At 42.8% G+C, this 24,863-nt stretch carries 20 protein-coding genes; all 20 read left to right on the top strand.

Translation table 11 applies throughout. The features are described from left to right. Positions 1 to 19 precede the first annotated feature (19 nt). The 20 genes from DVG78_RS18070 to DVG78_RS17975 all read left to right on the top strand — a co-directional run bounded on the left by DVG78_RS18070 (position 20) and on the right by DVG78_RS17975 (position 24,837). Entirely contained in the window at positions 20 to 1,102 is a 1,083-nt protein-coding gene (locus DVG78_RS18070) for a hypothetical protein (RefSeq protein WP_114462451.1), read from the top strand. A 55-nt stretch (positions 1,103 to 1,157) separates the two neighbouring features. After that, positions 1,158 to 2,000, top strand: coding sequence for an ABC transporter permease (locus tag DVG78_RS18065; protein ID WP_114462450.1), 843 nt, complete (start codon positions 1,158 to 1,160; stop codon positions 1,998 to 2,000). 35 nt (positions 2,001 to 2,035) lie between these two features. Continuing rightward, positions 2,036 to 3,286, top strand: coding sequence for an ABC transporter ATP-binding protein (locus DVG78_RS18060; protein WP_114462449.1), 1,251 nt, complete (start codon positions 2,036 to 2,038; stop codon positions 3,284 to 3,286). 21 nt (positions 3,287 to 3,307) lie between these two features. Beyond that, positions 3,308 to 4,381 carry a DegT/DnrJ/EryC1/StrS family aminotransferase gene (locus DVG78_RS18055; RefSeq protein ID WP_114462448.1) on the top strand — a complete coding sequence of 358 codons (1,074 nt, stop codon included), beginning with the start codon at positions 3,308 to 3,310 and terminating at the stop codon, positions 4,379 to 4,381. Positions 4,382 to 4,383: 2 nt separating this feature from the next. Further along, a complete protein-coding gene (locus DVG78_RS18050; RefSeq protein ID WP_114462447.1) occupies positions 4,384 to 6,465 on the top strand; it encodes a glycosyltransferase family 39 protein in 2,082 nt (693 codons plus the stop codon). A gap of 94 nt (positions 6,466 to 6,559) precedes the next feature. After that, complete coding sequence (locus tag DVG78_RS18045) at positions 6,560 to 7,258, top strand: WbqC family protein (RefSeq protein ID WP_114462446.1); 699 nt, start codon at positions 6,560 to 6,562, stop codon at positions 7,256 to 7,258. Positions 7,259 to 7,341: 83 nt separating this feature from the next. Then, the gene (locus DVG78_RS18040) at positions 7,342 to 7,995 is read left to right on the top strand and encodes an acetyltransferase (RefSeq protein WP_114068060.1); all 654 of its coding nucleotides are present in this window, start codon (positions 7,342 to 7,344) and stop codon (positions 7,993 to 7,995) included. A 125-nt stretch (positions 7,996 to 8,120) separates the two neighbouring features. Then, positions 8,121 to 9,113: a glycosyltransferase family 2 protein gene (locus DVG78_RS18035; RefSeq protein ID WP_114462445.1), complete on the top strand. Its 993-nt coding sequence runs from the start codon at positions 8,121 to 8,123 to the stop codon at positions 9,111 to 9,113. Between the two features lie 3 nt (positions 9,114 to 9,116). After that, entirely contained in the window at positions 9,117 to 10,220 is a 1,104-nt protein-coding gene (locus DVG78_RS18030; RefSeq protein ID WP_114462444.1) for a glycosyltransferase family 4 protein, read from the top strand. Then, positions 10,220 to 11,404, top strand: coding sequence for a glycosyltransferase family 4 protein (locus DVG78_RS18025; RefSeq protein WP_229598260.1), 1,185 nt, complete (start codon positions 10,220 to 10,222; stop codon positions 11,402 to 11,404). Before DVG78_RS18030 ends, DVG78_RS18025 begins: the two co-directional genes overlap by 1 nt. After that, positions 11,395 to 13,455: an ArnT family glycosyltransferase gene (locus tag DVG78_RS18020; RefSeq protein WP_114462443.1), complete on the top strand. Its 2,061-nt coding sequence runs from the start codon at positions 11,395 to 11,397 to the stop codon at positions 13,453 to 13,455. The genes DVG78_RS18025 and DVG78_RS18020 overlap by 10 nt, the downstream gene beginning before the upstream one ends. A 70-nt stretch (positions 13,456 to 13,525) precedes the next feature. After that, the gene (locus DVG78_RS18015; protein ID WP_114462442.1) at positions 13,526 to 14,497 is read left to right on the top strand and encodes a glycosyltransferase family protein; all 972 of its coding nucleotides are present in this window, start codon (positions 13,526 to 13,528) and stop codon (positions 14,495 to 14,497) included. Then, entirely contained in the window at positions 14,479 to 15,429 is a 951-nt protein-coding gene (locus tag DVG78_RS18010; protein ID WP_114462441.1) for a hypothetical protein, read from the top strand. Before DVG78_RS18015 ends, DVG78_RS18010 begins: the two co-directional genes overlap by 19 nt. Positions 15,430 to 15,510: 81 nt before the next feature. After that, a complete protein-coding gene (locus DVG78_RS18005) occupies positions 15,511 to 16,626 on the top strand; it encodes a glycosyltransferase family 4 protein (RefSeq protein WP_114462440.1) in 1,116 nt (371 codons plus the stop codon). Continuing rightward, positions 16,623 to 17,828 carry a glycosyltransferase gene (locus DVG78_RS18000; RefSeq protein WP_114462439.1) on the top strand — a complete coding sequence of 402 codons (1,206 nt, stop codon included), beginning with the start codon at positions 16,623 to 16,625 and terminating at the stop codon, positions 17,826 to 17,828. The genes DVG78_RS18005 and DVG78_RS18000 overlap by 4 nt, the downstream gene beginning before the upstream one ends. Before the next feature lie 87 nt (positions 17,829 to 17,915). Next, the gene (locus DVG78_RS17995; protein ID WP_114462438.1) at positions 17,916 to 18,935 is read left to right on the top strand and encodes an acyltransferase family protein; all 1,020 of its coding nucleotides are present in this window, start codon (positions 17,916 to 17,918) and stop codon (positions 18,933 to 18,935) included. Positions 18,936 to 19,012: 77 nt separating this feature from the next. Then, positions 19,013 to 19,729: a glycosyltransferase family 2 protein gene (locus DVG78_RS17990; RefSeq protein WP_114462437.1), complete on the top strand. Its 717-nt coding sequence runs from the start codon at positions 19,013 to 19,015 to the stop codon at positions 19,727 to 19,729. 56 nt (positions 19,730 to 19,785) lie between these two features. Then, on the top strand, positions 19,786 to 21,039 hold the full coding sequence (locus DVG78_RS17985) for a hypothetical protein (RefSeq protein ID WP_147277113.1): 1,254 nt from the start codon (positions 19,786 to 19,788) through the stop codon (positions 21,037 to 21,039). A gap of 20 nt (positions 21,040 to 21,059) precedes the next feature. Continuing rightward, complete coding sequence (locus DVG78_RS17980) at positions 21,060 to 22,622, top strand: putative glycosyltransferase family protein (protein WP_114462435.1); 1,563 nt, start codon at positions 21,060 to 21,062, stop codon at positions 22,620 to 22,622. 277 nt (positions 22,623 to 22,899) lie between these two features. After that, positions 22,900 to 24,837 (top strand): galactose-binding domain-containing protein, encoded by a 1,938-nt coding sequence (locus DVG78_RS17975; RefSeq protein WP_114462434.1) that lies wholly within the window; start codon positions 22,900 to 22,902, stop codon positions 24,835 to 24,837. Positions 24,838 to 24,863: the final 26 nt, after the last annotated feature.

Below are 24,863 nucleotides of genomic sequence, written 5' to 3'. Positions count from 1 at the left end.
ATTCAGGCTTAAAAGCATCATGGAACAACAACAACAAGAACAAGTAACACTTAGTCCGAAGCTTATATTTCAGAAAATAATTCAGGCCAAAGATTTAATTCTGAAAAACTGGTGGCTTATCCTGATTTTGGTCGGAGTTGGTACCGCAATAGGTTATTATGTCGACTCTGAGAAAAACAAAAGAGTACAATATGTCTCCGAAATCATCTTTAACGTTACTGGCTCGGGAGCTACCCAAGATTTAGGAGGCTTAGGGAGTTTGCTCGGTGGCATGGGAGGAGGGCGTGGTGACGCAGGCTTGTTTACAGGAGAAAATCTTTTCTATGTCATCAAAACTCGCCCTGTGTTGGAAAGGGCTTTATTAACTCCCATAACACTGAGTAACGGTAAAAAAGAGCTCTTTGTCAATTATTATCTTGACTCTACTTTTATCCGTCAAGATGATTGGGGTGATTTCTTGAAAGAGTGGTTGCCTGTACGTATTCAGCACACCAAGCGTGACTCTATGTCAAGGCTGGAAAGACAAGTATTTGATGGTGTACTGTACAAAATTCGGGATCGTGAGATTACGATCGGGCAGCCAAATATAAAAACGGCATTTTATGAGCTAACGGTTTCTATGGAAAATGAAGGTGTATCCAAAGTATTTATTGAACTTTTGCTTTCAACGGTAGAAAGGGTATACCAAGAAACCCAGACCCGGAAATCCCGGGAAATGATGGGAATAATGAGAGCTCGGGTAGACTCGTTGGGACGAGTACTCAACCGAACCGAAAGCCAACTTGCCAAAACGACTGTTATCAATGTAGAAGCCGTGGCTCCTACGGCTAAAGTAGCCGAAGGGAGACTCACCCGAAGTACTTCGTTTGTTACAGCATTGTATTTGGAAGCTTCGAGAAGTCTGGAGAGTCTCCAAATGTCAATCGTGAAAGAGTCTCCTTTGTTTACGATTATTGAGCCGGTGGTTTTGCCGCTAGAAACAAAGCTTTTTACCCGGGAGAATACTAAATTTGGGGCAATTCTTGGCTTCATTGTTGCTGTCATTTTTGTATTAGCCAAGCAAACGTATTCGGAAGCACTGAAAGACATGAAGAAAAAGTGAGTTAGTTTTTCCTGATTTTATGGAAGCTAACTCTTAATTCGTACAATAACTACAGATGGCATATTTAAATGAAGTAGTGATTGAGGCTGGTCACGGCGCCAAAAACTATTGGAAAGATTTGTGGAAAAACCGAGAATTGCTGTGGATTCTTGCCCGGCGTGATTTGTCGGTTCGGTACAAACAAACCGCTATTGGAGCTGCTTGGGCCGTTTTACGGCCCTTGGCTACAATGGCGGTAATGGTTTTTGTTTTTGAAATGGTGGGTAAATTTGAGGGAGACGCGGGTGTCCCTTATCCCTTGATGGTATTGGCGGGTATTACGATTTGGACGTTTTTTGCCAATACGTTTACCCAAATCAGCCACAGTATTTTGCTGAACTCCAATTTGGTAACCAAAACATATTTTCCCCGACTGATTATGCCGTTAAGTTCGGTTTTGGTTGGATTTATAGACTTTGCCGTATCGCTGGGTTTATACTTCATCATTGCCCTCTGGAAAAACCATTTGCCTGGTTTGGAGATTATTTTCCTTCCGTTGTTTGTATTGTTGGCTTTGTTGACATCTTTATCATTTGGATTGTTTTTCTCCGTATTGAATGTTCGCTTCCGTGATATTGCCCAACTCATTCCTTTCCTAGTGCAGATTGGATTCTATGCCTGTCCGATTGCTTACAGCGCTTCATTAGTAGAAGCCAGCCAAGATGCTTGGTGGTACGATTTGTATTATCTCAACCCGATGGTGAGTATTATCAACGGATTTAAGTGGTCTTTGCTAGGGGATGGTTCCTTTTTCAAGGTGAGTAGTTTGTACAGTACGGTGGGTGTTATATCGGTTATGTTGCTGATTTCCATTTACTATTTTCGTAAGGAAGAAAATTCATTTGTTGACTACATTTGATTACTTTTGAACCTATATAAACTTTGGGGCGCTCAATGCAGGTAATTGTAGCAGAAGATATAAGCAAAAAATACATCATCGATCACCAAAAAGCGATGCGTAAAAGTTCGACCTTACGCGATACTTTTTCGGAGAAATTCAAGCATTTTTTTGGTAAAGGCGAACAGGATGAGGTAGAAAAGGAAGAGTTTTGGGCACTTCGGGATGTGAATTTTGCCGTTGACCAAGGCGACAGGGTAGGGATTATCGGCCATAATGGCGCGGGTAAATCTACTTTGTTGAAAATCCTCAGTAAAATCACTGAGCCTACGGGCGGAAAAGTAACAATAAAAGGACGTGTGGCGAGTTTGCTCGAAGTCGGGACGGGTTTTCACCCTGAATTGACGGGGCGGGAAAATATCTTTCTCAATGGAGCGATTCTCGGTATGAAACGCCACGAAATCAAGAGTGCGTTCGAGAGTATTGTGGAGTTTGCAGGGGTTGAGAAGTTTTTGGACACTCCCGTAAAACGCTATTCTTCAGGGATGTATGTACGACTAGGCTTTGCTATATCGGCTCATCTTAGTCCTGAAATCCTCATAATCGATGAAGTGCTTGCGGTAGGCGATGCCGATTTTCAGAAGAAATGTCTCGGCAAAATGCGCGATGTATCTGAAAGCGGCCGTACGATTTTATTCGTAAGTCATAACCTTGCCGCTGTGCAATCTCTTTGCAATCGTGCTTTCTATTTTGAACACGGGCGCCTAAAAATGCAAGGAGATACCACGCACGTCGTCAATAATTACCTTAGCCATGTGGCCAAAACGAACTTGGAGCATTTCTGGGAAACTCCCGAAGAAGCCCCTGGTAGCGACGAAGTGCGCTTTAGGACAGTTCGTATTGACCCTGAGTATCAGGGAGGTAAACATTACATAGATGTAACAACCCCCGCCCGTGTTCACATTGAATTTTGGAACATGGCCGAGCGTGCCGATTTAAATTTAAGTCTGCACTTATATGCTTTTACGGGAGAGTGTATCTTTAACGTAGGAACTACCTCCCAATCTTTTGAAAAAGGATTGGTGGCTGCTACGCTGGAGATTCCGGGCAATTTCCTGAATGACGGCTCGTACGTGATTTCAATCATGGTCGTAAAAGATACATCTACTGTATTATTTCAGTTGCCCGATGCACTGGCCTTTGAGGTGGAAGACCACCGGGAGGGTGTTACTTGGTACGGCAAATGGCCCGGGTATGTGCGCCCTCAATTAAATTTTCAAATTTCTCAGTCAGAAGTACTGGTCTAAACGGTCGGCTCGCCGAAGCGAATGATTAACGTTACTAAAACATACCTTCCCGATTTTGATCAATATGTTTCTTATTTAAGAAAAATCTGGGACAAGGCCCTGCTTACCAACAATGGGCCTTTGGCGCAGGAATTGGAACAGGGGCTTAAAGAATACTTGAATGTAGACCATCTGTATTTTTGTGGCAATGGGACGATTGTGCTTCAAATGGCGCTTAAACTATTGGATGAGCCTGGAGAAATTATTACAACGCCTTTTTCATACGTTGCCACCACCAATGTGATATTGTGGGAAAACTCTACGCCTGTATTTGTCGATATTGATTCCCAGACCTATTGTATTAACCCCGACCTGATAGAAGCCGCCATTACCGAACGCACGCGGGCGATTCTGGCGACTCACGTCTATGGTAATGCCTGTGATGTAGAAGCGATTGAAAAAATTGCAAAGAAGCACAACCTCATTGTTATCTATGACGGTGCTCATGCATTTGGCGCAACCTTAAACGGGCGTTCTTTGCTTTCTTACGGCGATTTTTCTACGTGCAGTTTCCACGCTACCAAGCTTTTTCATACGGTAGAGGGGGGGGCTATTATTGCAAATGATGCCAAATGGCACGATAAATTACACCTATTGCGGGCTTTCGGCCATCGGGGTGATGATTATTATTTTGTCGGAATCAACGGTAAAAACTCCGAAGTTCATGCCGCTATGGGGCTTTGCAACTTGCCGCTTGTGCCGCAGTTGATTGCCGCTCGTAAAGCAGTTTGTGATTTATATACTGAGCTACTTGATTGGAATCACCTTGAGGCTCCTCAATGGGTAGAAGGACTAGGGCGTAATTATGCCTACTATCCCGTTGTTTTTGAATCAGAAAATAAAACGTTGGAAGTGCGTGATTTTCTGGTCAAAAACGAAATTACTCCGCGTCGTTATTTTTATCCTTCTCTCAATAAATTGCCCTTTTTGAAGGATGCGGAATCCTGCCCTGTTTCTGAAGATATTTCTTTACGGGTGCTTTGTTTACCTCTGCACGCCGAACTGCCCCACGAAGACGTAAGGCGCATTTCGGAATTGATTAACCAAATTCTGTAAGTATGGTGCTGATTAGCTTACTAAGTTTCGGTGTTTTTTTAGGATACATCGGACGCACGTCTGCCGGTATTTGTCGTCCGTCTTTGATAGAATGGTTGATTACGTCATTTCTCCTTTTTGCAGGCAGCATTATTATTACGGGATATTGCCTCTCGGCGCTAGACCTGACAGGTAGTACATGGGCGTGGGCGATTGCGGTTTTTATTCCTCCTACAATTCTAAGCTTTGTTTTTAGCAAAATAACCCCTCAAACAACGGCTTTTTCACCCCTTAAAATGGTAATAAGTCGTTGGCACGCCGCCCAGCGTTGGTATGTCAGTGGGACTGTATATTTGAGATTCCTGTTTGGAATCATGATTCTTTCGGTAGCCATTATCGGGATTACGAATTTACTTTTAGTGCTTTTCACGGTTCCTAATGAATGGGATAGCATGACAGGCCACTTGAATCGGGTCATTCAGTACATTCAACGCGGTACCATGGCGCATTTTGGAGGTACCAATTGGAACATTGATACCTATCCCAAAAGCGTGTGTACCATTCAGATTTATTCGTATTTGATTACGGGGAAATTTGAAAATGCCTTTAAACTTATCCATCATCTTTCGTACTGGATTACCCTCGTCGCTGTTTTTGGGATTGCCCAGCGAATCACCAAAAACCGTCTTAATGCAAGTTTTTTCTGTGCTTTAGCATTTGCATTGTTTTTGGATTTTTTGATGCAGGCTGTTACAACCGAAACCGACATTGTACTAGCGGCTTATTTGAGTTGCTTGCTTTATTTTTTGTTTACGTACCGAGTAACCTACGAAAACCGCTATTTGTATCTGGCGGCGTTGAGTTTTGGAATCGTTTATGGTCATAAAGTAACGTTTACGCTACTTCTGCCATCGGTTTTTGTAGTGATGATTTATACGGTGTTTTTGCAAAAGGGAAAAGGTCAAAAGAAAGAAAATGTAATATTAGGTATCAATTGGACCGCTATTTTTAAACTGGGAATTGCAATTGTTGTTTGCTTCTGCCTGTGGACATTGCCAACGGGTTACGTTAAAAATATACAGGTATTCGGACATCCCATCGGGCCACCAACTTCACTCAAACACCAGTCTATCGAACGAGCCACCTCCAATGGAGGCTACCGAAACCTGTTTGAGCAAGGCTCGCGCAATGTGGTCAGATATGCCTATGATTTTGTCAATCTGGACGGGCTGCGTAATGTGAAAATAGGGCAGGATATTAATCGTGGGATGCGTATTCCGCTGGTTTGGTTAGAAGATAAGCTGCGGATGCGGCTGGACGAAACGACGGAGTTTTCGATTGTTCCTTTTTCTTTTGAACGCCGGTTTGAGTTTTTTAATGGCAACCCGTATTGGGGAATCTTCGGTTTTGCCTTGGTGTTTCCCTTGTTGTTTTTGGCGTTGTTTGGCATCCTCCGTTCGCCGTCGCACTGGTTTTTGGCCGTTGCGTTATTGCTTCATTTTGCGGCATTGTCTTATTCTGCCCCCTACGACCCTTGGAAAGGGCGTTATTTTCAGGAAACGGGCGTTTTTGGGGTATTATTTTTAACATTACTCTTTACCCATAAATACAGCCTCGAAAAATCAGGGTATTCGGTAGCGTTGAAAACATACGTGGGTGTCGTGACCGTTGTCGCCTGTATTTCGGCGCTATTGGCGGTATTTCTCAATTTCCGCTGTTTGCCTTTTGATGCGTTGGGTAAAAAGTCTGCCTTTAAAACGGAGCGTATTCCGATGATGACGTTTGCGCGGCCCGATATTACGCAGGCTTACTTGAAATTTGATGAGTTGGTGCCCGACTCCGCCACGGTGGCCTTAGGAACCATCAATGATGATTTTGAGTACCCGCTCTACGGAAAACACCTTACCCGACGATTGATTCCAATTCGCCCTTTTGAACAACCTCTGCGGCCCATTCCGCCGGGAACTGACTATTTGATGTATGCCAAAAGCGATACCATTGCCCTTTTTAGGCCTCTTCCAACAGATATTAGATTAGGAACAGATACGACAATGAAGGGGATGATTGTGAAAGGAGAAGATTATTATTTACGAAAGCTGAAATAGCGTTGGCTCGATAAATATCCTTTTCCGAACGTTCGTATAATTTATACGAACGGTTTTTTTTAGTGTTGATTATAAACTTAACATCTCTCATCTTATGCGCCTTGCCATTATGCAACCCTATTTTTTGCCTTACATTGGGTACCTGCAACTGCTGAATGGTGTTGATAAGTTTGTGTTGTATGATGATGTCAATTACATCAATAAAGGTTGGATTAACCGGAATCGGATATTGGTAAATGGTCAGGAGTATTTGTTTACGATTCCCCTCAAAGAGGCCAGTCAAAATAAGCTTATCAACGAAATTTACCTGGGCAATGACCCCAAATGGCGGGGAAAGCTGCTCAAAACACTTGAGCAAGCCTATAAAAAGGCGCCGTTTTATTCAACGGCTTTTGCAGTCACCGAAAAAATTATCAACTTAGATGCCGAAAAACTGAGCGACTGGATTGCCGATGGTTTTCGGATTTTAGTTGATTATCTCGATATTCAAACCGAGATTGTGTCGAGTTCTAGTATCTATCAAAATACCCATCTGAAGGCGCAGGAACGAATTTTGGATATTTGTCAGCAAGAAAAAGCAGCGCATTATATTAATCCGATTGGGGGTATGGAGTTGTACGATAAAACCGTGTTTGAGCAAAATCAAATTCGGTTAAACTTTATCAAAGCAAAGCCGATTGTGTATCCCCAATTCAAAAATGAATTTGTGCCTTGGCTATCGATTGTGGACATTATGATGTTTAATGACGTGTCCACAATTCAGGGTTTTTTGAACGAATATGAATTAGTTTAGAAGAAAGTCATTGGTTAAACGTTTATTGAAAATGGAATTGCCTAGTACATAATGCTTAACCAAAGACAATTAAGGATAAAAAAATGGCTAAAGTTGTAATTTTTGGAGTGCTTGACACGGCGGAACTGGCGCATTTTTATTTAACCCACGACTCCGACCACGAGGTAGTGGCTTTTACGGTCAATCGGGAATATTTAAAGGAAGCCACTTTTTGGGGATTACCCGTTGTTGCTTTTGAAGAGGTAGAAACCCTCTTCCCGCCGTCGGAGTTTAAGTTTTTTGCGCCCATGACGGGTCGGAAAATGAATAAAAACCGCGAAAAAGTATACCTCGATGCCAAAGCCAAAGGCTACGAGTTTATCAGTTATATTAGTTCAAAAGCCACGTTATTTGGCAATGAAATTGGTGAGAATTGCTTCATTTTAGAGGATAATACCATTCAACCTTTCACCAAAATCGGCAATAATTGCGTACTATGGAGCGGGAATCACATTGGCCACCACGGGGTCATTAAAGACCACGTATTTTTTACATCGCATGTGGTGCTTTCGGGCCACTGTGTAGTAGAATCGTATTCGTTTTTTGGGGTCAATGCCACGATTCGCGACTATACGGTCATTGCCGAAGGTACGCTTGTGGCAATGTCTGCTTCTATTACAAAAAATACGGAAGCTTGGGGGGTCTACATGGGAAGCCCTGCGGAAAAAAGACCTACACCAAGTTATAAAGTATATTAATTCATTGATCGTTTAACACCGCACGGGCGGCCCCGTTATCATTCAGCATTGAGGGCTTCCAAATGGCCAAAAATGGCTGATATTCAATGATAAATGTTCGCTGATAAATGATAAATGTTTTTTGAATGGACGTTTCGATTATCATCATTCACTATAAAACCCTCAAATTAACCACCGATTGTATCCGCTCAATTTATGAGCATACCAAAGGAGTTAGCTTTGAAATTATCGTGGTCGACAATGACTCGCAAGACGGTGCGGGGGAAATCATAACGCGTGAATTTAGCGACGTTCAATGGCTCAATATGGGTTATAATGCGGGGTTTTCGAGGGCAAATAACGCGGGAATTCGGGCATCAGAAGGACGTTATTATTTGTTGCTTAACTCTGATACTGAGCTTATTGAAGATACCATTACGCGTTGCGTACAGCGCTTGGATGCGCAGCCAGAGACCGTTGCCTGCGGAGGTGTTCAGCTTTTTTCGGACCGTACTCCACGCCCTTTTTACCGCAGTTTAGCCGTATTTAAGCGGACACTGTACGTGTTGCCGCCCGGGCAAATTTTTAAGACATTGCTCGAAAAATTAATCCCTGAAACCCATTACGACGACCCCGACCAAGTGGATTGGATTCCAGCGGCCTTTTTGTTGGCCAAACGAGAAGCGGTCGACAAGGCAGGGTTATTGGATGAAGACTTCTTTTTGTACGGTGAAGATGTGGAGTGGAACTGCCGACTAGGGCGCGTCGGCAAGCTGAAAGTGTTTGAAGATTGCGGTTACATTCACCATGAGTGGGGAAGTAATCCCAAAAGGAAAGAAGTGTTGATTACCATTATCAATCGTTTTTATCCCCAAATTCAACTTTCAAACTTGGTTTGGGTGAGAAAAGAATTCGGCATTGGGCGTTTTTTGGGTCTTATGCTCAACTATTATTTGATGATTCCCGTCTATTTTGGGTGGAAAATAGCCCTTAATGCGAGTAAGTTTCGGAATCCATTTGGGGAATTGGAGCAACAAAAAGACTTCACACGTAAAGTTTGGCTGTTTTCTACCTATTTTTGGAAAATCATTCGTAACAAGCCTTATTTTTATAAGCTCGATCCAAAGAGCCATGTCTAACGCATGAAGATTTTATTTTTTACCCCTACCGGCGCGCGGACAGGTTCGGAGATGGTACTTTGGTATCTGATTAAGCATCTGACAGGAAGCGATATAAAAACAGCAGTTTATGCGCGTCAGGCGGGAGAACTGTTTGCCAAGAACTCCCCAGCCGACGCTACCTATATTCATAAATTCCACCGTGGTTTACCTTATTATTCGGTAGAGGCGGTCTATCATCGGGTGTTCGGACTGACGCCAGAAGAGAGTTATATTAAGCGAATTCACCAAGAGTTTAAGCCAGATGTATGGTATTTCAATACAATCACCATGCCGCAGTTTGCGCGGTTGGCGCGTAAATTAAAGGTACCCTATGTGGTACACGTGCATGAATTGCTAGAGACATTCGATACGCTCCGGGCCGATTCTTTTGCGGAAATGCTTACCTATGCGCAGACTACACTTGGATGCTCACAAATTGTGGTGGACCAACTTCAAAAAATGGGAGCCCCTAATCTTCACCTTTTGCATTCATTTATCGATACCCAAAAAATAAATCTTCAAAAAGACCGGGCTCGCTTGCGGCAGGAGCTAGGATTGCCAGCAGATGCTTTTGTGTGGTTGATGTCGGGTACGATGTGTATGCGTAAGGGCTACGATATAGTGCCCGATTTGCTGCAACACCTTCCCAAAAACGCGTATCTGGTGTGGCTAGGAAGCGGTAGCGAGTATGGGGTTTCGTATTATTTGGAAGAACGGGTAAAAAGAGAAGGCCTAAATTTTATTGCTTTAGGGGCCAAAGGTGGACAAGACTACTATGATTATCTCAACATCTGCGACGGTTTTGTGCTGACCTCTCGCGAGGACCCTTTCCCGTTGGTGATGATTGAATCGGCTTATTTACAAAAACCTGTGGTAGGCTTTAATTCGGGCGGAATCAGTGAGTTTGTACAGCCAGGAATGGGCGAAGTCGCTCCCGCGTTTGATATTCCCAAACTGGCCGACATCATGCAAAAAGTCATGAACGGCTCCATTGTTATTGATAAAAATGTGCTTCGCGAACGAGCATTAACGTTTGATGTAAATCGTCAATTGGATAATTGGCAAAAACTGTTGACGAAATTTTAATGAAAAAAATCCTCTTCATAAGCCACGATGCCAATCGTGCCGGCGGACAGATTGTATTGTTACAGTTGTTGCGGCAACTCAAACAGCATAATTTGCCCATGCACCTACTGCTTTGCAGCGATGGGCCGTTGGAAGAGGAATTCAGGTCGTTGGTTTCCACTACCCGTTTACCTCGATTGGGGGATGTTCATTTCAATCCTTTGGTGGAAAAACTCCTTTCTTTGCTGTCGTTGGATAATTGGGCAAAACAGAAGGTATTGAAACGTCGCTGGCGGCGCTTTAAAGAGCTGTTTACGGCGCAGGATTTTGGGCTTATTTTTGCCAATACCATCGGAGCAGCTGCCGCGTATCGGCAGTTGGATTTTATTTCGGCGCCCACTGTCCTCTTTGCGCATGAGCTGGAAATGTCAATCAAAAAATACAGCGACCCGCAGGACATGGCTTATCTCATGAGTCGTACCAATCACCTGATTGTGGTTTCGCGAGCGGTGGCGGCTTATTTTCAGAAGACATATTCGTATCCTGAAAATCAAATCAGTACGTTTCAAATTATAGATACCCCGCTGATTCTTAAAAATATTGCAGAAGCAAAAAAAGTAAACATCCGTCGAAAGATGGGATTGCCAGCCGAAGCTGTTTTGATTGGCGGCTGTGGCCATGCCGAGTGGCGGAAAGGCAATGATATTTTTATGATGGTGGCACAGCAGGTCATCACGCATTTTGGTAATAAACCCGTTTATTTTGTGTGGGTGGGAATGCCCGTTGAGTCTGAACTCTACGAAGTTCAACGCTTCGACGCCGAAAGAATGGGACTTTCAGAACGTATTATCCACGTAGGGCTTACCTCGGAGGTGTTCCATTATTTAAGCCAATTTGACGTTTTTGCGCTTACCTCTCGCGAAGACCCGTACCCGTTGGTGGTCTTGGAGGCTGCTTTGGCCGAAAAACCGATTGTGTGTTTTGAAAAAGCGGGTGGTGCGCCTGAGTTGGTCGAAGAGGATGCGGGTTTTGTAGTTTCGTATCTAGACAGTGTCGCAATGAGCAATCGAATCATCGAACTGGTTGAAAATGATGCCTTGCGCTTAAAAATGGGACAAAATGCCAAACGCAAAGTCCTAGAACGGCACCCTACCGACGAAAGCGTAGAAAAAGTGGTGCATATCATTCAAGGCCTATGCGAGTAACGTTTATCAAGTTTTTGGTGAGTGTAGGAGTCTTGGTCTATGTTTCGACCGAGCTGCTTTCTGCGTTTAATCTACTTACGCCTTTCTTTCTGTGGCTGTTTTGGCTATTGACGCTGGGCGCGGGACTTTATCTATTTTGGAGAAACCGACCGCATGATATTTCAGGGGGACGAGTGTTTGGGCAACTTTCAGGCAGTGAGCAGATTATGTTGATTTTGTGCGGTGTGCTCATTGTTCTGCCATTGTTGTTTTTGGCCGTTTATGCGCCGCCCAATAATGTGGACTCCAACAATTATCATCTTACGCGGGTGGTGTATTGGTTGCAAAACCACAACGTAAATCACTTCCCGACGATTCATGTACAGCAGTTGTATCACAATGTGATGTCGGAATATTTGCTGCTTCATGTATTTGCGCTGAGTGGTCACGATTATTTTGTCAATGTGGTACAATGGGGGGCTATGCTTGGTACGGTCGCAAGTGTGGGGGCAATTGCCAAACAATTGGGGCTTAAATCTGGCGTGCAAGTCTTGGTCAGTATTTTACAACTTACCTTACCCATCGGCATTTTGGAGGCTTCCACTACCCAAAATGATTACGTAGCGGTGTTTTTCTTTACTTGTTTCATGTATTTTGGAATAAAACTGCTACAAGAATTCAGGTGGGAAGATGTTTGGTGGATGAGTGTCTGTTTGGCGTTGGGCGGGTTTACGAAATACCCCGTTTTCTTTTATGCGTTTCCGTACTGCCTTTGGATTGGGATTCAAATACTTCGAAAAAAAGGACTCAAAACTGCTGTTTCAACGTTTGGGGTTGCATTAACAACGTTATTATTGGTTTTTGGCCCTTTTTTTAGTCGGAATTACGCTTTGTTTGGGTCAATTTTAAGCCCAAAGATTGGTAGCTCTTTGTTTGTTGAAAACATTGCCGTTGAGAAATACTGCTTCACCTGTACACTGAGCAATGTCGCCAAAAACATTGGGTTGCATTTAGGCCTTCCCAGCGCGGGTTACAACGCGAAAATAGATGCTGTGATGGCGAAATTTCATGCCCTGATTGGAGAGGATATCAACAATCCACAACTGTCGCTGGATAACTACCGGACGCAGTTTGTGATTCAGGAAGATATGTCGGGAAATCTTTTGCTGTTGATTGCCATTTGTATCGCCGCATTTTGGCTGCTTTTTCAGAAAAAACAGGGTGTATTTAAGGGGATATTGGTCTGTGCGGTGGTCGGTTTCGTTATTTTTTGCAGTTCGGCTAAATTTCAATTTTGGAGCTCAAGAACCCACATGCCAGTATTTGCACAGGGAACTCTACTGGTCGGGCTTTTAGTGGCCAATTGGCCCGCTAGAGGGCGAGTTATTTTAGGTTATTTCTTCGTTTTGACCGCCATACCCTATATTGTTGACAATTTTAACAAGCCTCTTTTCCCGATTAGATATGCGTCAAAATATTGGTTGGGATACATCCCGCGCCACCTATGTGTGCCAGTTGGTGCCAATGAAAATCAGTACCGGGAAGCGTTGGGAAGCTATTATAATTTCGCAAAACCCGAGCCTTGTTATCCTTTAAAGCAGGATTTGCCCTATGCACAAAGGCAACAAATTGTGACAAAACTGAACGCGTTGGATTATTATAAACTTGAGAGTGAGCATATTTTTAAATACGAACGGGCGCATTACTTTTTCATCTGCGACCACGATTATCCTAATACCTATTACGATTTTAAGGAGCTTGCCAAACGCATTGAGCCCAGCTCAAAAGGGGTAGGAATGTTGTTGGAACAAAGCGTAGGATTTTACCGCTATTGGAGCATCCTTCGGCCTCGGATGTCAGAAGATTGGCAAATTAGATACATTGTTTTTGAAAAAGATTATTTGGCATTGCCCAATGCGCGTCAGATATTTGCGTACGATTATGTATTGAGTGACAATGAAAAATTCATTGACAGGTACCTGCCCAAAACACAAATCGAGGCCATTTATCGAACGGGTTCATTGGTATTGGTCAAATTAAAGAAACCATCGGTTCAATTGTATAACTATTAGCTCTATCCCTTCGGTCGTTACTCATGGCGAGGCCGAAAGACGAACAGGAACCGTAACGTATATCACAGGAATGACTTTAGCTTTTACGCTTTGCTCTATCAATTATCTGGCCCAAGCCCGTACGCTTGGGGATTCTTTAAAGCGTACCAATCCGCATATTCGCTTTGTTATTGGGCTAGTAGACCGTTTAGATACGGCCAATGTTCCAGTAGATAAACTCCCCGAGTTTGAACTGCTCGAATTGCACCGAATTGGCATCGACGGGCTGGATGAAATGTGTGAGCACTATAATATTACAGAACTAAATACGGCCGTTAAACCTTATTTTTTCAAGTATTTTTTCGGTAAAGTTCCTCAGGTGAAAAACGTTATTTATTTTGACCCTGATATTATCGTTTATCAGCCGCTCGCGGAGTTGGAAGCATTGCTCGAAAAAAATGACTTTGTCTTAACGCCTCATTTGGCTACGCCTATCGAAGACCAACTCACACCCAACGAGTTACATCACCTCAATACGGGTGTTTATAATCTTGGGTTTATAGCCCTTCATAAAAGTCCCGAAGCCTTGGATTTTGTGAAGTGGTGGGAAGAGAAACTATTTGACGAGTGTAAGATAGACCTTTGTAATGGCCTTTTTGTAGACCAACATTGGGTCAACTTTGCGCCCGTGTTTTGGAACAATGTGCACGTAGAAAAGCACCCTGGTTGGAATGCAGCCTACTGGAATCTCCACGAACGTACATTTACAGAGGAAGAAAAGGGACATTTTGTCAATGGACAGCCAGTCGTATTTTTTCATTACAGCGGCTACGACCCCGCTAAGCCGTCCGTTATTTCCAAATACCAAAACCGATTTACGTTTGAACAACGGCCGGATTTAAACCCGTTGTTTGACTATTATCGCGACGAATTATTACGTAATCATAATGCGTATTATCGGCAGTTTCCGTGCTATTATATCAAGTCTGAGCCGCTGTACAAGTACCAACGCATAAGGGCATTATTGAAAAAACCGTTTGAAAAATGGCTGGCAAGACTTTAATATTTACCGTTTGTTCGGCAGAACATTACCCCTTTGCGCAGGTTTTGGCCGATAGCCTTCCGAAGGAATTGACGTTTAAGATAGGGATGGTAGGAGAGGTGGCGACTAGTGATTTGAATGTGGTTCAGTTTCGAGAATTACCGTTTGAGGTGATTCCTGAAATGCACCAACGATACGATACGCCCGCGCTTGTGGCCGCCGCAAAGCCTTTTTTTGCAAGTTATTTCTTGCTACAAAACGGCATTGAACACGTCATTTATTTTGACCCGACAACGTTTGTTTTTGGTAATTTTGATGATATTCTCCAAAAATCAACCACTTATGATATTGTCCTGACGCCCCGGTTGACCCGCAAGTTTGGAAAATCGACCTACGGAGACGAGAAAATGTTTCTCAATACTGGAATGTACGACAACGGTTTTTTTGCCGTACGTAAAAGCCAAAATACGTTTCGTTTTTTGGAGTGGTGGCAGCAACGACTCACCGACAGAGCCTATCTGGACCTATGCAACGGCATGAATCATGACCAACTTTGGTTGAATTACGTCCCCATTCTTTTTGAGAACAGCTGCATTTATAAGAATATCGGTTGGAATGTGGGTTTGCAAAATTTACACGAACGCGTGCTCACTTTCAAAGACAATAAATGGGTTGTTAACCTAACTGAACCCTTGGTGTTTTTCAATTTTAAAGAATGTCTGGAAGAGGGAACAGAGGTAAAAAAGATGATAAAAGACTCGGGGGCGGCTAAGTTGCTGAGCAGCTATAAAGAAAGGCTTAAGCAATATACAGCTGTTATACCGCCCGTATTTTCATTACGAAAATCACTTCATTCTCCAGATTCTGCCTTCAGAAAAGGGTTAAAGGATATGCTGAGAACAATTGTGGATACGATTACTTATTTTCCGATTTACCATAAAATAAGTAAATAACCATTCAGATAGAGTTTTTTTGTACTTTTGCGGGAAATAACCGCAAATAGCGGCCTATTTATTATCTTTAATGAGTGCTGCATGAAAGTTCTTTATGACCACCAGACCTTTACCGGCACCCAGTATGGCGGTATTTCCCGGTATTTTTATGAGCTGATGAATGCTTTTGCGGGATGCCCGGACATTGAATTTGAACTAGCATTAAAATTTTCAAATAATGAATATCTTCGGGATGTAAACTACTCACATCCTGTTCGTTATCAGCAATTTGCCAATAATCCCCGGGTCAATCAATTATTTTCTCGGCTCAATCGCCTCTACAGTTCTACCAAGCTGAGTTTGGGAAATTTCGACATTTTTCACCCTACTTACTATCATTCTTACTTTTTGGATAAGGTAGGAAAAAAGCCAATGGTGCTGACTTTTCATGATGTATTGAGTGAAAAATACGGAAAAATATTTCCAGTATTGGGCGAAGGACTTTCGGATTTGAAACAACAGTTACTCAAACGCGCCGACATCGTTATTTCGGTTTCAGAAGCTACCAAACGGGGTATTTTGGAGTATTTTGACGTCGATGAAACCAAAATAAAAGTGGTTCCTTTGGGTAATTATCTTGATAAACCCGCGCTTATCGGACAAAAAACACTAACGCTGCCTGAGCGTTACGTTTTGTTTGTTGGGAAGCGAGATTATTACAAAAACTTCGATACTTTTCTGGCCGCTATGGCGCCTATTCTGCTCAAAGACAAAGATTTACATCTGGTTTGTGCGGGTGGTGGAAAATTTTCAAACGAAGAAATTCGCTCAATAAATGAAGCGGGAGTGCAGAAGCAAGTACTTTATCACCCCATTTTTGATGATACTACGCTGGTTCAGTTGTATGAGCGGGCGCAGTTATTTGTGTTTCCGTCGTTGATGGAAGGCTTTGGTTTACCCGTTTTAGAAGCGATGAGTTGTGGCTGTCCAGTGGCGGTGACTGGGGGAACCTCTTTTGATGAAATTGCGGACGGAGCAGGCGTTTATTTTGAAGCTGAAAATAAAGATTCTATCAAAGACGCCATCGAAAAGGTTGTTTATAGTCAAACGCTTCAAGGGCAAATGCGCCAACGTGGCTATGAGCGAGTGCCGCTTTTTAAGGCAGAAACAACGGCTAAACAAACGCTAGAAGTGTATAAAGAATTGGTAAACGCATGATGCAACTCCCAGTACGCACCCTTATTTACGACCGAGACATCAGCGGGCATCATTTAGATTACTTGCAGTTTTTGGTGGAATATTTAAAAAAAATGCCCGAAGAAGTTCGGAGCCAGTTTGTGTTTGTTTTGCACGAAGGAGCTCGTGACCGATTCCGTGCGGATGAATCGCTGGTGCAGTTTCATTACATTGATTCAGAACAATTAGCCTCTTTTTTAGCCCTGACCAGCGTATTGCGAAGGGCGGGGGCCGAAATGCGCTACCTGACCGATTTGATTCATAAATATAAGGTTGAACGGCTGATTTTTATGCACATTGATGCCTTTCAATATGAGCTGGGAAGGACTTCGATAAGTAATTTGGGCGTAAAATTTTCGGGATTGTTATTTTTACCTTTCCGTAAATATTATGAAGACGACTCCACCCTGACCGACAAATTGCGCCGCGAATGGCGAGGATGGCGGAAAGGATGGCAAATGCGATGGATGCTGCGCAATCCACAGCTAGAACGTATTTTCTTTCTGAACGATAAACAGGGCGTAGAAGAGTACAATGTACGTTTTGGCCCGCGATTTGAGCATTTGCCAGACCCGATTGACGTGGCGCAAATCACCACTACATCGGTAGTAGACTTAAAAAGAAAGTACGGCTTAGCGGAGGGCCGCCGAATTTTCTTGATATACGGACATTTATCAGCCCGCAAAAACGTTCCTACCATTCTGGCGGCGTTGCAGCGATTGACTCACCAAGAGCGCAGCCAACTGAGTATTTTGATTTGTGGAGAGCCCGAAAAAGGCTACGATACTACGCTTTTTGCGGCTATTAACGAGGCAGAAAAGAAATACCCTGAGGTGTTGTTTATCAAGCACTTTCACTTTTTTGCCCCTGCTGCTACCAATGAAGTTTTTAAAATTGCGGATATTGTCTTGGTCCCTTACATCAATTTTTTTAGCTCCAGCAATATTCTGGGCTTGGCGGCTAAGTACAGTAAGCCGCTAATTGCCTCTAAACTTGGGGTAATGGGCGTATTGGTCAGCCAATACCAACTTGGTATTACGGTTGCTCCTCACCGGGCTGAAGCCATTGCAGATGCCATGAGTACTTATTTATCACAAAAGAATCCCGTAATTGATGGAAATAAATACCTTCAGGACTACCGTTCGGAGGTATTTTGTCAAAAGTTGCTGTTTTCGAAAGAGTAGTTTTTTGAGAAAATTAAATTTCACTTTGAAATACAAAGTAAAAAAATCAACTTTGTAACGCAAAGTGAATTGTACCTGTAATCAATTATGTCTAATAAAAAACAGCGGTTAGCTACATTAGATACATTTAGGGGCATTGCAGCGTTGGCGGTCGTTCTTTTCCATCTTACGTTACATCAGGCCGAAGCTCCAGTCCATTTTTCATGGGGAGTGACTGGTGTTGATTTATTTTTCATTATCAGCGGTTTTGTGATTTACATGACGCTCAATAAAACCACCCGGGCCGTAGATTTTGTCTTTGCCCGTTTTTCGAGGCTGTATCCAGTGTATTGGGTAGCAGTTACATTGACTGCTGTTTGGATGCTCATCGGAAAATATTGGGGCTACAGTGACATCTCTTGGGGTGATTACTTGGCCAATATGAGCATGTTTCAGCATTATTTTGGGGTGAGAGACTTAGACGAATCCTACTGGACGCTCATTGTGGAGATGCTTTTTTATGGATTGATGCTGTTGGCATTTTTGTTCAATAAAGTTAAAAACCTTGAGTGGTACGGATTTGCGCTGGTCGTTATTCAGGCGATTGTTCATGGGTGGGCCAGTGTTTCGTATCCTTCTTTGTATGCTTCTATTCGTGAAGGCTTTCCGCTGATTAATCATTTTCAACTTTTTTGGGCGGGTATTCTTTACTATAAAATTTATACGGAAGGTTATGGATTGCAGCGTGTTGGGGGCATTGTGCTGGCTTATATCCTTACGCTATTCTTATTTGAAAAAACGGGTCGGAGCAATTTGTTTTTAAGCTGGCCCGAATACATTGCCGTCAGTACGCTTTATTTTGGGAGTTTCTTTTTGTTTGTAAGTCAACGTTTGGAGTGGATTAATAACCGTATCACGCGGTTTTTGGGAACAATTTCGTACAGCCTTTATGTAATTCACCATTATTTTATGAATGGAGTTGTAACTTTACTGCGCGATAAACTAGGCTGGCAATTTATCCCAGCGGCCCTTGTGGCGTTGGTGGGGGCTTTGGTATTAGCGGTAGGGATTACGTATCTGGTCGAAAAACCAGCTTTGAACTATTTACGACTACGTTACCGCTCTTAAAAAGTTGACTAACTGTAGCTTGAGAATGAGTAGAAGACACTATTAAATCAGTGCAAAAATATTTAAAATAATTAATCGTGAGTTTAAAACTTAGCATTGTAATTCCCGCTTATAACGAAGAAAAAACGATTCAAACCGTTTTGAAAGCAGTTGCCTCTGTGGAGTTGATTGGTGGTTTTGAGAAAGAGATTATCGTGGTAAACGATTGCTCAAAAGATGAGACAGAAGCACAAATCTTTGCGTTTAAGGCAATGAATCCCAGCGTGGAGGTTTCTTATTTTAAGCATGAAGTAAATCAAGGAAAGGGTGCAGCCCTACATACGGGGATTCGCAGAGCACAGGGTAATTATGTCGTTATTCAGGATGCTGACTTAGAATATGACCCCAAAGAGTTTAATATTTTATTACAACCCATCGTAGATGGCCACGCCGATGTGGTATATGGTTCACGTTTTATGGGTGGTAAAGCGCACCGAATTTTATTTTTCTGGCATTCAATCGGGAACAAAATCCTGACGTTTTTGAGCAACATGTTCAGCAATTTGAATTTGACGGACATGGAAACCTGCTACAAGCTTTTCAGAATTGACTTGATTCAGGGGCTTGAATTAAACGAGAAACGGTTTGGTTTTGAGCCAGAAGTAACCGCTAAAATTTCGAAAATACCCAATATACGAATCTACGAAGTGGGAGTTTCGTATTATGGACGAACCTATGCAGAAGGCAAGAAAATCAACTGGAAGGACGGTTTTCGGGCTATTTACTGCATTTTTAGATATGGATTATTCAAATAAGTGACGGAACAATGTGGGAGGAATTGAAATACTATCGCCAGGCGCTTGGGATTAACATGCTTTGGAACGCATATCCGATTGTTTTTATCGTTCGGGATGGTTTCGGTATTGGTCCTCAAGGAAGTACGTTTACTATATTGTATTGGGCAGTTGGGTTGGCATTGTTAATGCCTCTGAATATTTTCAGAACTATATTTTTGCCTAACCAAACTCTTTTTGTTTGTTGGTTTAGCTTTTTGGTGTTGGGATGGGTGTATTGGAAATATTACCCAAGTCCGGCGGGTTCTCCAGAAAAGCTACGAGAAACATTGACTTACATCATACCCGTTGTGTTTCTTTTTGCATCCATGTATTATCCCAATGATAAAGCAAATATTGTGCTTAAAGTCATGGTCTTTTACACACTAGTAGCCAGCATTGGCCTTCTATACAGCTTGACCAAAGACCCTCACTGGACGTTTGGGGAGCGTGCCGCCATTAAATTTGCGGCCAATACCCAAAATAGTAACCCCCACGCCTATGCCAATAATGCGTTGTGTTCTATTCTTTCGGCATTGTTGGTGGCAGGGCGTACCAAAAACTGGATTTTCAAAATTTGCTATTTCTTGATTGCTATTTTTTCCGTTGGTGTATTAATTCTGGCCCGGACCAACATGAGTTTGATTGGCTTAGGTGTCATGATTCTCATTTATGTTACGTTGCACGGTCGTGGTATGGTGGCCTCTATATTTAAGCCGCGAGTGTTGGCTATTGCCGCCGTAGTGTACGGAATTGTTGCTTTTTTACTTTCGCAGTTTCAGTTTGCGTCGTATGCGCTTGGGGTATATTTTAATACTTTTATGTCGCGCTTCGGGAGTGTTATTTATACCGTCACTGGCGTTGAAGTAGACCAAAAAACGGCATCGATTGACCACTCTTCGGTCAATAGGGTGTATAGTTTTAAATACGTTTTTGAGGTTTTTTTGGGAGAAGGCTCCCTCGGAACCATCTTGTTTGGGGAAGGATACAAGGCCCAGTTTTTTGATGTGCCAGCCATCGAAGCGCTTGTAAATCAGGGTATATTGGGCTTTATTCTGTTCAATAGTTTCTTTGTGGTAATGGGTTTTACGGCCCTTCAGCAATTTTTCAGACCAGCCAACGATTTGTCTTTGTTTCTGGCTTATTTTTCAATCATTGTTCTTATTGCTCTGTTCTCAGGAGCACGCCCACAGGATCTCAGTATGTGGTTGGTCTATGTAATGTTTATCCGTTTTTTCGGCGTTTATTCAACACAAAAAGCCAAAAGTACCTTACAACCTCAACCCGCATAAGTTAAGTTTAAGATTGTTTCATGGCTTTGATTGAGAAAATACTTACGCGTCGTTCTTTGGTAATCGGGGTATTGTTGTTGATGACAATGGCTGGGTATTACGTTCCCCTGGTGCTGGGAGAAGACCCCGGCTTTGGTCTAGCTGTTTGGAATGATATGCTGAGTACGGGGCAATTCAATACACTTCTAATACCGTCTCCTGAAAATATTGCCCAAAATCAATCCTTGTTTTTGACATGGTGGAGCCCTGGTCAGTATATGGTACCAGGGGCACTAAGTGAATTGTTAAATATTTCGCCTGGAATGGCAAGCTTGTGGATAACGCTGGCTTTTTCGGTGGCGGGGCTAATGGGTTGGTATTTTGTATATCAGTGGTTAGAATTTGATAAAACAACCATTGCGCTCGGGCTATTTTTTATTGCTACTTCTCGGTTATTTACCATCAACTTTCTCAATTATACGGGGGGGGAATTGCTCCTTTTTGGAAGTCAGCCTTGGACTATTTGGTGTTTCTTAAAATATCGCCGCCAACCTTTTATCCTTTTTGGTGGGCTGTTGGTGTTGTCGTTGGTCTCTTTCTTCTTAAAAACGGCTTATACCATCGGCTTAGCTGCCTTGTGCGGTTGTGCAGGCATTGCTTTCCTGAATGATTTTAGAAAGCAAAAAAAACTCTTTATACCTGCTTTTTGGACGGCTTTGGCGGTAGGATTGTGCATGGTTTTTTATTTGGCACTTACTCAGTTGGGATTTATCAACCTCGGGACGAGCCCCATCACGAGTACCAACCAACCGTTTAATATTTCGTGGACGTCGTTTGAAACCCTTACCTATCCGCTTACGCATTGGTTCAGTATTGCCGAAATATACCCTCAGTTACTGATCCGCACGGATTTTCCTGAATGGGGGCACAGCCTATATTATTCCCTGATGGCGGTCAGTTTTCTGGGGTTAATATGGGTAATGAAACAATCCGGACATGACGAAGCCCGCTGGCTGTTTTTAGGTTTTTATCTGGTTTATTGTGGCATATTTTTATTATTGTATAACAAAGGCGCTGAAATTTCTGTAGAATACCGCCATACCAAAGTAGTGGCCTACTTATTTCTGCCGTTGTTGTTGGGGGGGGCGCGTCGGTCGCAGGTTTCGGCTAGATGGGTGCTTGGAACATTAATTATTTTGAACAGTGGTTATGGGCTTTCAACATTTATCCTCAAAAAAGTTGAAATCCGCAATGAGTCAGCTACGGGAAGTTCAGGTTTTGCATTGAGACATGCCGAAGAGGAGGATTTAGCGTTTATCCATGCAGTTGACAAACCAGAAAATATCCTTTATTTTACCTCGGGTTCCCTCAACGTAGATGCTGTAAAGGCGCGGAAATTGGTGGGGAGTATTGATCTCAAATTTGCTAAAGGATGTGGTTTTTTGGCAGAAAAATACGATGGAAAAGCGGGTAAAATATACGCGTTTGTGCACGAAGCCTATCAACAAATTCCAACCAATCCCACGTTAGAAAGTCAGTTTCCAGCTTATCGGTTTAGATTGGTGAGGCAAACTAAAAAATTTAAAATCTATGAAGGGATATAATCTACGTTTACGTATGCTAATTTGTGCTTGATAAGCGCCCGTAAAATGAGCTATTTTTCGTCTTATACGGTGTATAATGGACTTTCTGCTATTTTGTTGCGGTGTTTTTAAATGATTTATTAAAGAAAAAACGGAATTTTAGAAACGCTCCTCAGATAACATCATGCCGCCATTATCGTTAGTTTAACTAGAATTCTGCCATTTGACTTTTACTACATGCTTACCCTCTTTGAGACTTCTTAAGAATTTTTACTCATTTTTGAAAAGAACCGGAAGCATGAAAAAAGTACTTGTTTGTCTTCAGATTTTTTTATTTTCCTTAAGTTTTGCAGGACACGGGCAAGACAATAAACGTTACTTAGCGATGTTAGTCCTTAATATCCAGGAAGATAATCAGTATGAACACTATGCTGATATGGTTCCGGGGGCAAAGTCGATAGGGTGTAATTCGGTGTATATAACTGTACGGTGGGATATCACCAAATGCCCGTCATTTCAGTGTCTTTCCAACCCAAATATTGCGTCGGAATGGCGGCCCGTAGATAATGTAATTGCAAAGGCACTCGAACAGGGAATGGATAAGATTGCGCTACGAATCCATTTGGGTGCCAATAATGCCTACGGAATAAACCGGTCGGGGTTTATCTGGGGAGGAGAAGCAAACGAAATGAGAGACGCGGCAGGAAATGTGTACACCGACGGCTACAATGATAAAATGTTCAGCCTAGCTCATCAGCCTTCGGTAGAAAAAGCCAAAGCTTTTGTGACGGAAGTGACCCAACGCTACAAATACCTTCAGGAGCAAGGTAAGTTGTTGTTTATAAGCGTTTCCATTACGTCAAATCAGGAAGGTGAATATCCGCATGGGTCTCTTTTTGACTATTCGTCGCACATGAAAAATGCGTTTAGTAACTGGCACTTAGCGCAGTACGGAACGGCAGCCCAACCACCCACCAACCAAAATGATGAGGCAGGGAGGCGTTGGTATATATTCAGGCATTTAAAATTGAAAGAATTTATTGACCAAATGGGTAATGCAGTTAAAGCCGTTGACTCAAATATAAAATTTGTGTTGGATATGGGGTCGGTTTTTGACGGTGCTTCAAAAAGCCGAGGAACAATTGGCTTTCAAAAGTTGAATTGCCGATTTGATGGGGTAAAAGTCAATGATGATATGTTCTATAATCACCGTTTTTCGATGGATTTGCTACGAACCAATGTCCCCAATAAATGGATTATGAATGAGATGTTTCCGCAAGGAACCACAACTGATAAAATTAATTTTCTAAAACAATCGTACGAACACGGGGCTAAATTTGTAACGTTGGTCATCGGCTCCCCCAACTCAATTAATGATTTTGCTCCTGCAACGCAAAGCGCAGAAATTCAGCAGCTATTAACTACTCCTATGTCGCCTATCAGTGCGACAAGTACTACGACGTACTCATTGCTAAGTATCCTTAATAATTCTGGGTATAATTTATCGGCGTATTCGCAGCCCAAAAATATCGTATTGAATGACGATATACTGCCGCAGTGCTCGCCCAACACCTGCAATTTTACGTTGGGTATCCATGCAGACAACCCCAACCCAACCTGCGGTTCAGAAGTTACGCTCTCGGCAAATTGCACGGGAGGCAACTGTGCTGGGGTGGCCTACAACTGGAGCGGCAAGGGAGTCAATAGCAGCGGGAACTTTGTAAGCGTGAACGTACCAGCAGAAAAAGGGAACTACACCTATACCCTGACGGCCACCAAAGAAGGGTGTAACAGTCAGGCCGTTACGACCCTGAACGTAATGGAGTGCGGAGAAGAAGAACTCTGCGCGGTGAATAGAATACGACTTAAATTTAGGGACGATTGTTGTCAAAGCCATTTGGTTGGGGCGCAGATTCAAGGTTCTTCTGATGGGGTAACTTGGGATAGTTTGTATACGATTTCTCAAAATGGAAACGGTACTTGGCAGGAGTTTAAGATTAATAATGGGGCTGTTTATCCCCAAATACGATTTGTGCCAAGCGAAAATGGGAATGGAGATCTGGCTGAAATAGAATTTTATCATGGAAGCAAAAAATTGAAAGGTACTCCATTTGGAAGGGGAGGGGATTTTATAAATGCGCTGGATGGCGATGAAAGTACACTTTGGGTTGCTCCCACGAGCAGAGTGGTAAATTTTATCGGTTTGGTTTTGAAAGGTTGCGGAGGGGGCAGTTGAACCCCAAAGATGGATTCCTCAATAAT

The sequence above is a fragment of the Runella aurantiaca genome (genome assembly GCF_003339505.1).
GTDB classification, from domain to species: Bacteria; Bacteroidota; Bacteroidia; order Cytophagales; family Spirosomataceae; genus Runella; species Runella aurantiaca.
This window is presented reverse-complemented; position numbering and strand designations above follow the sequence as displayed.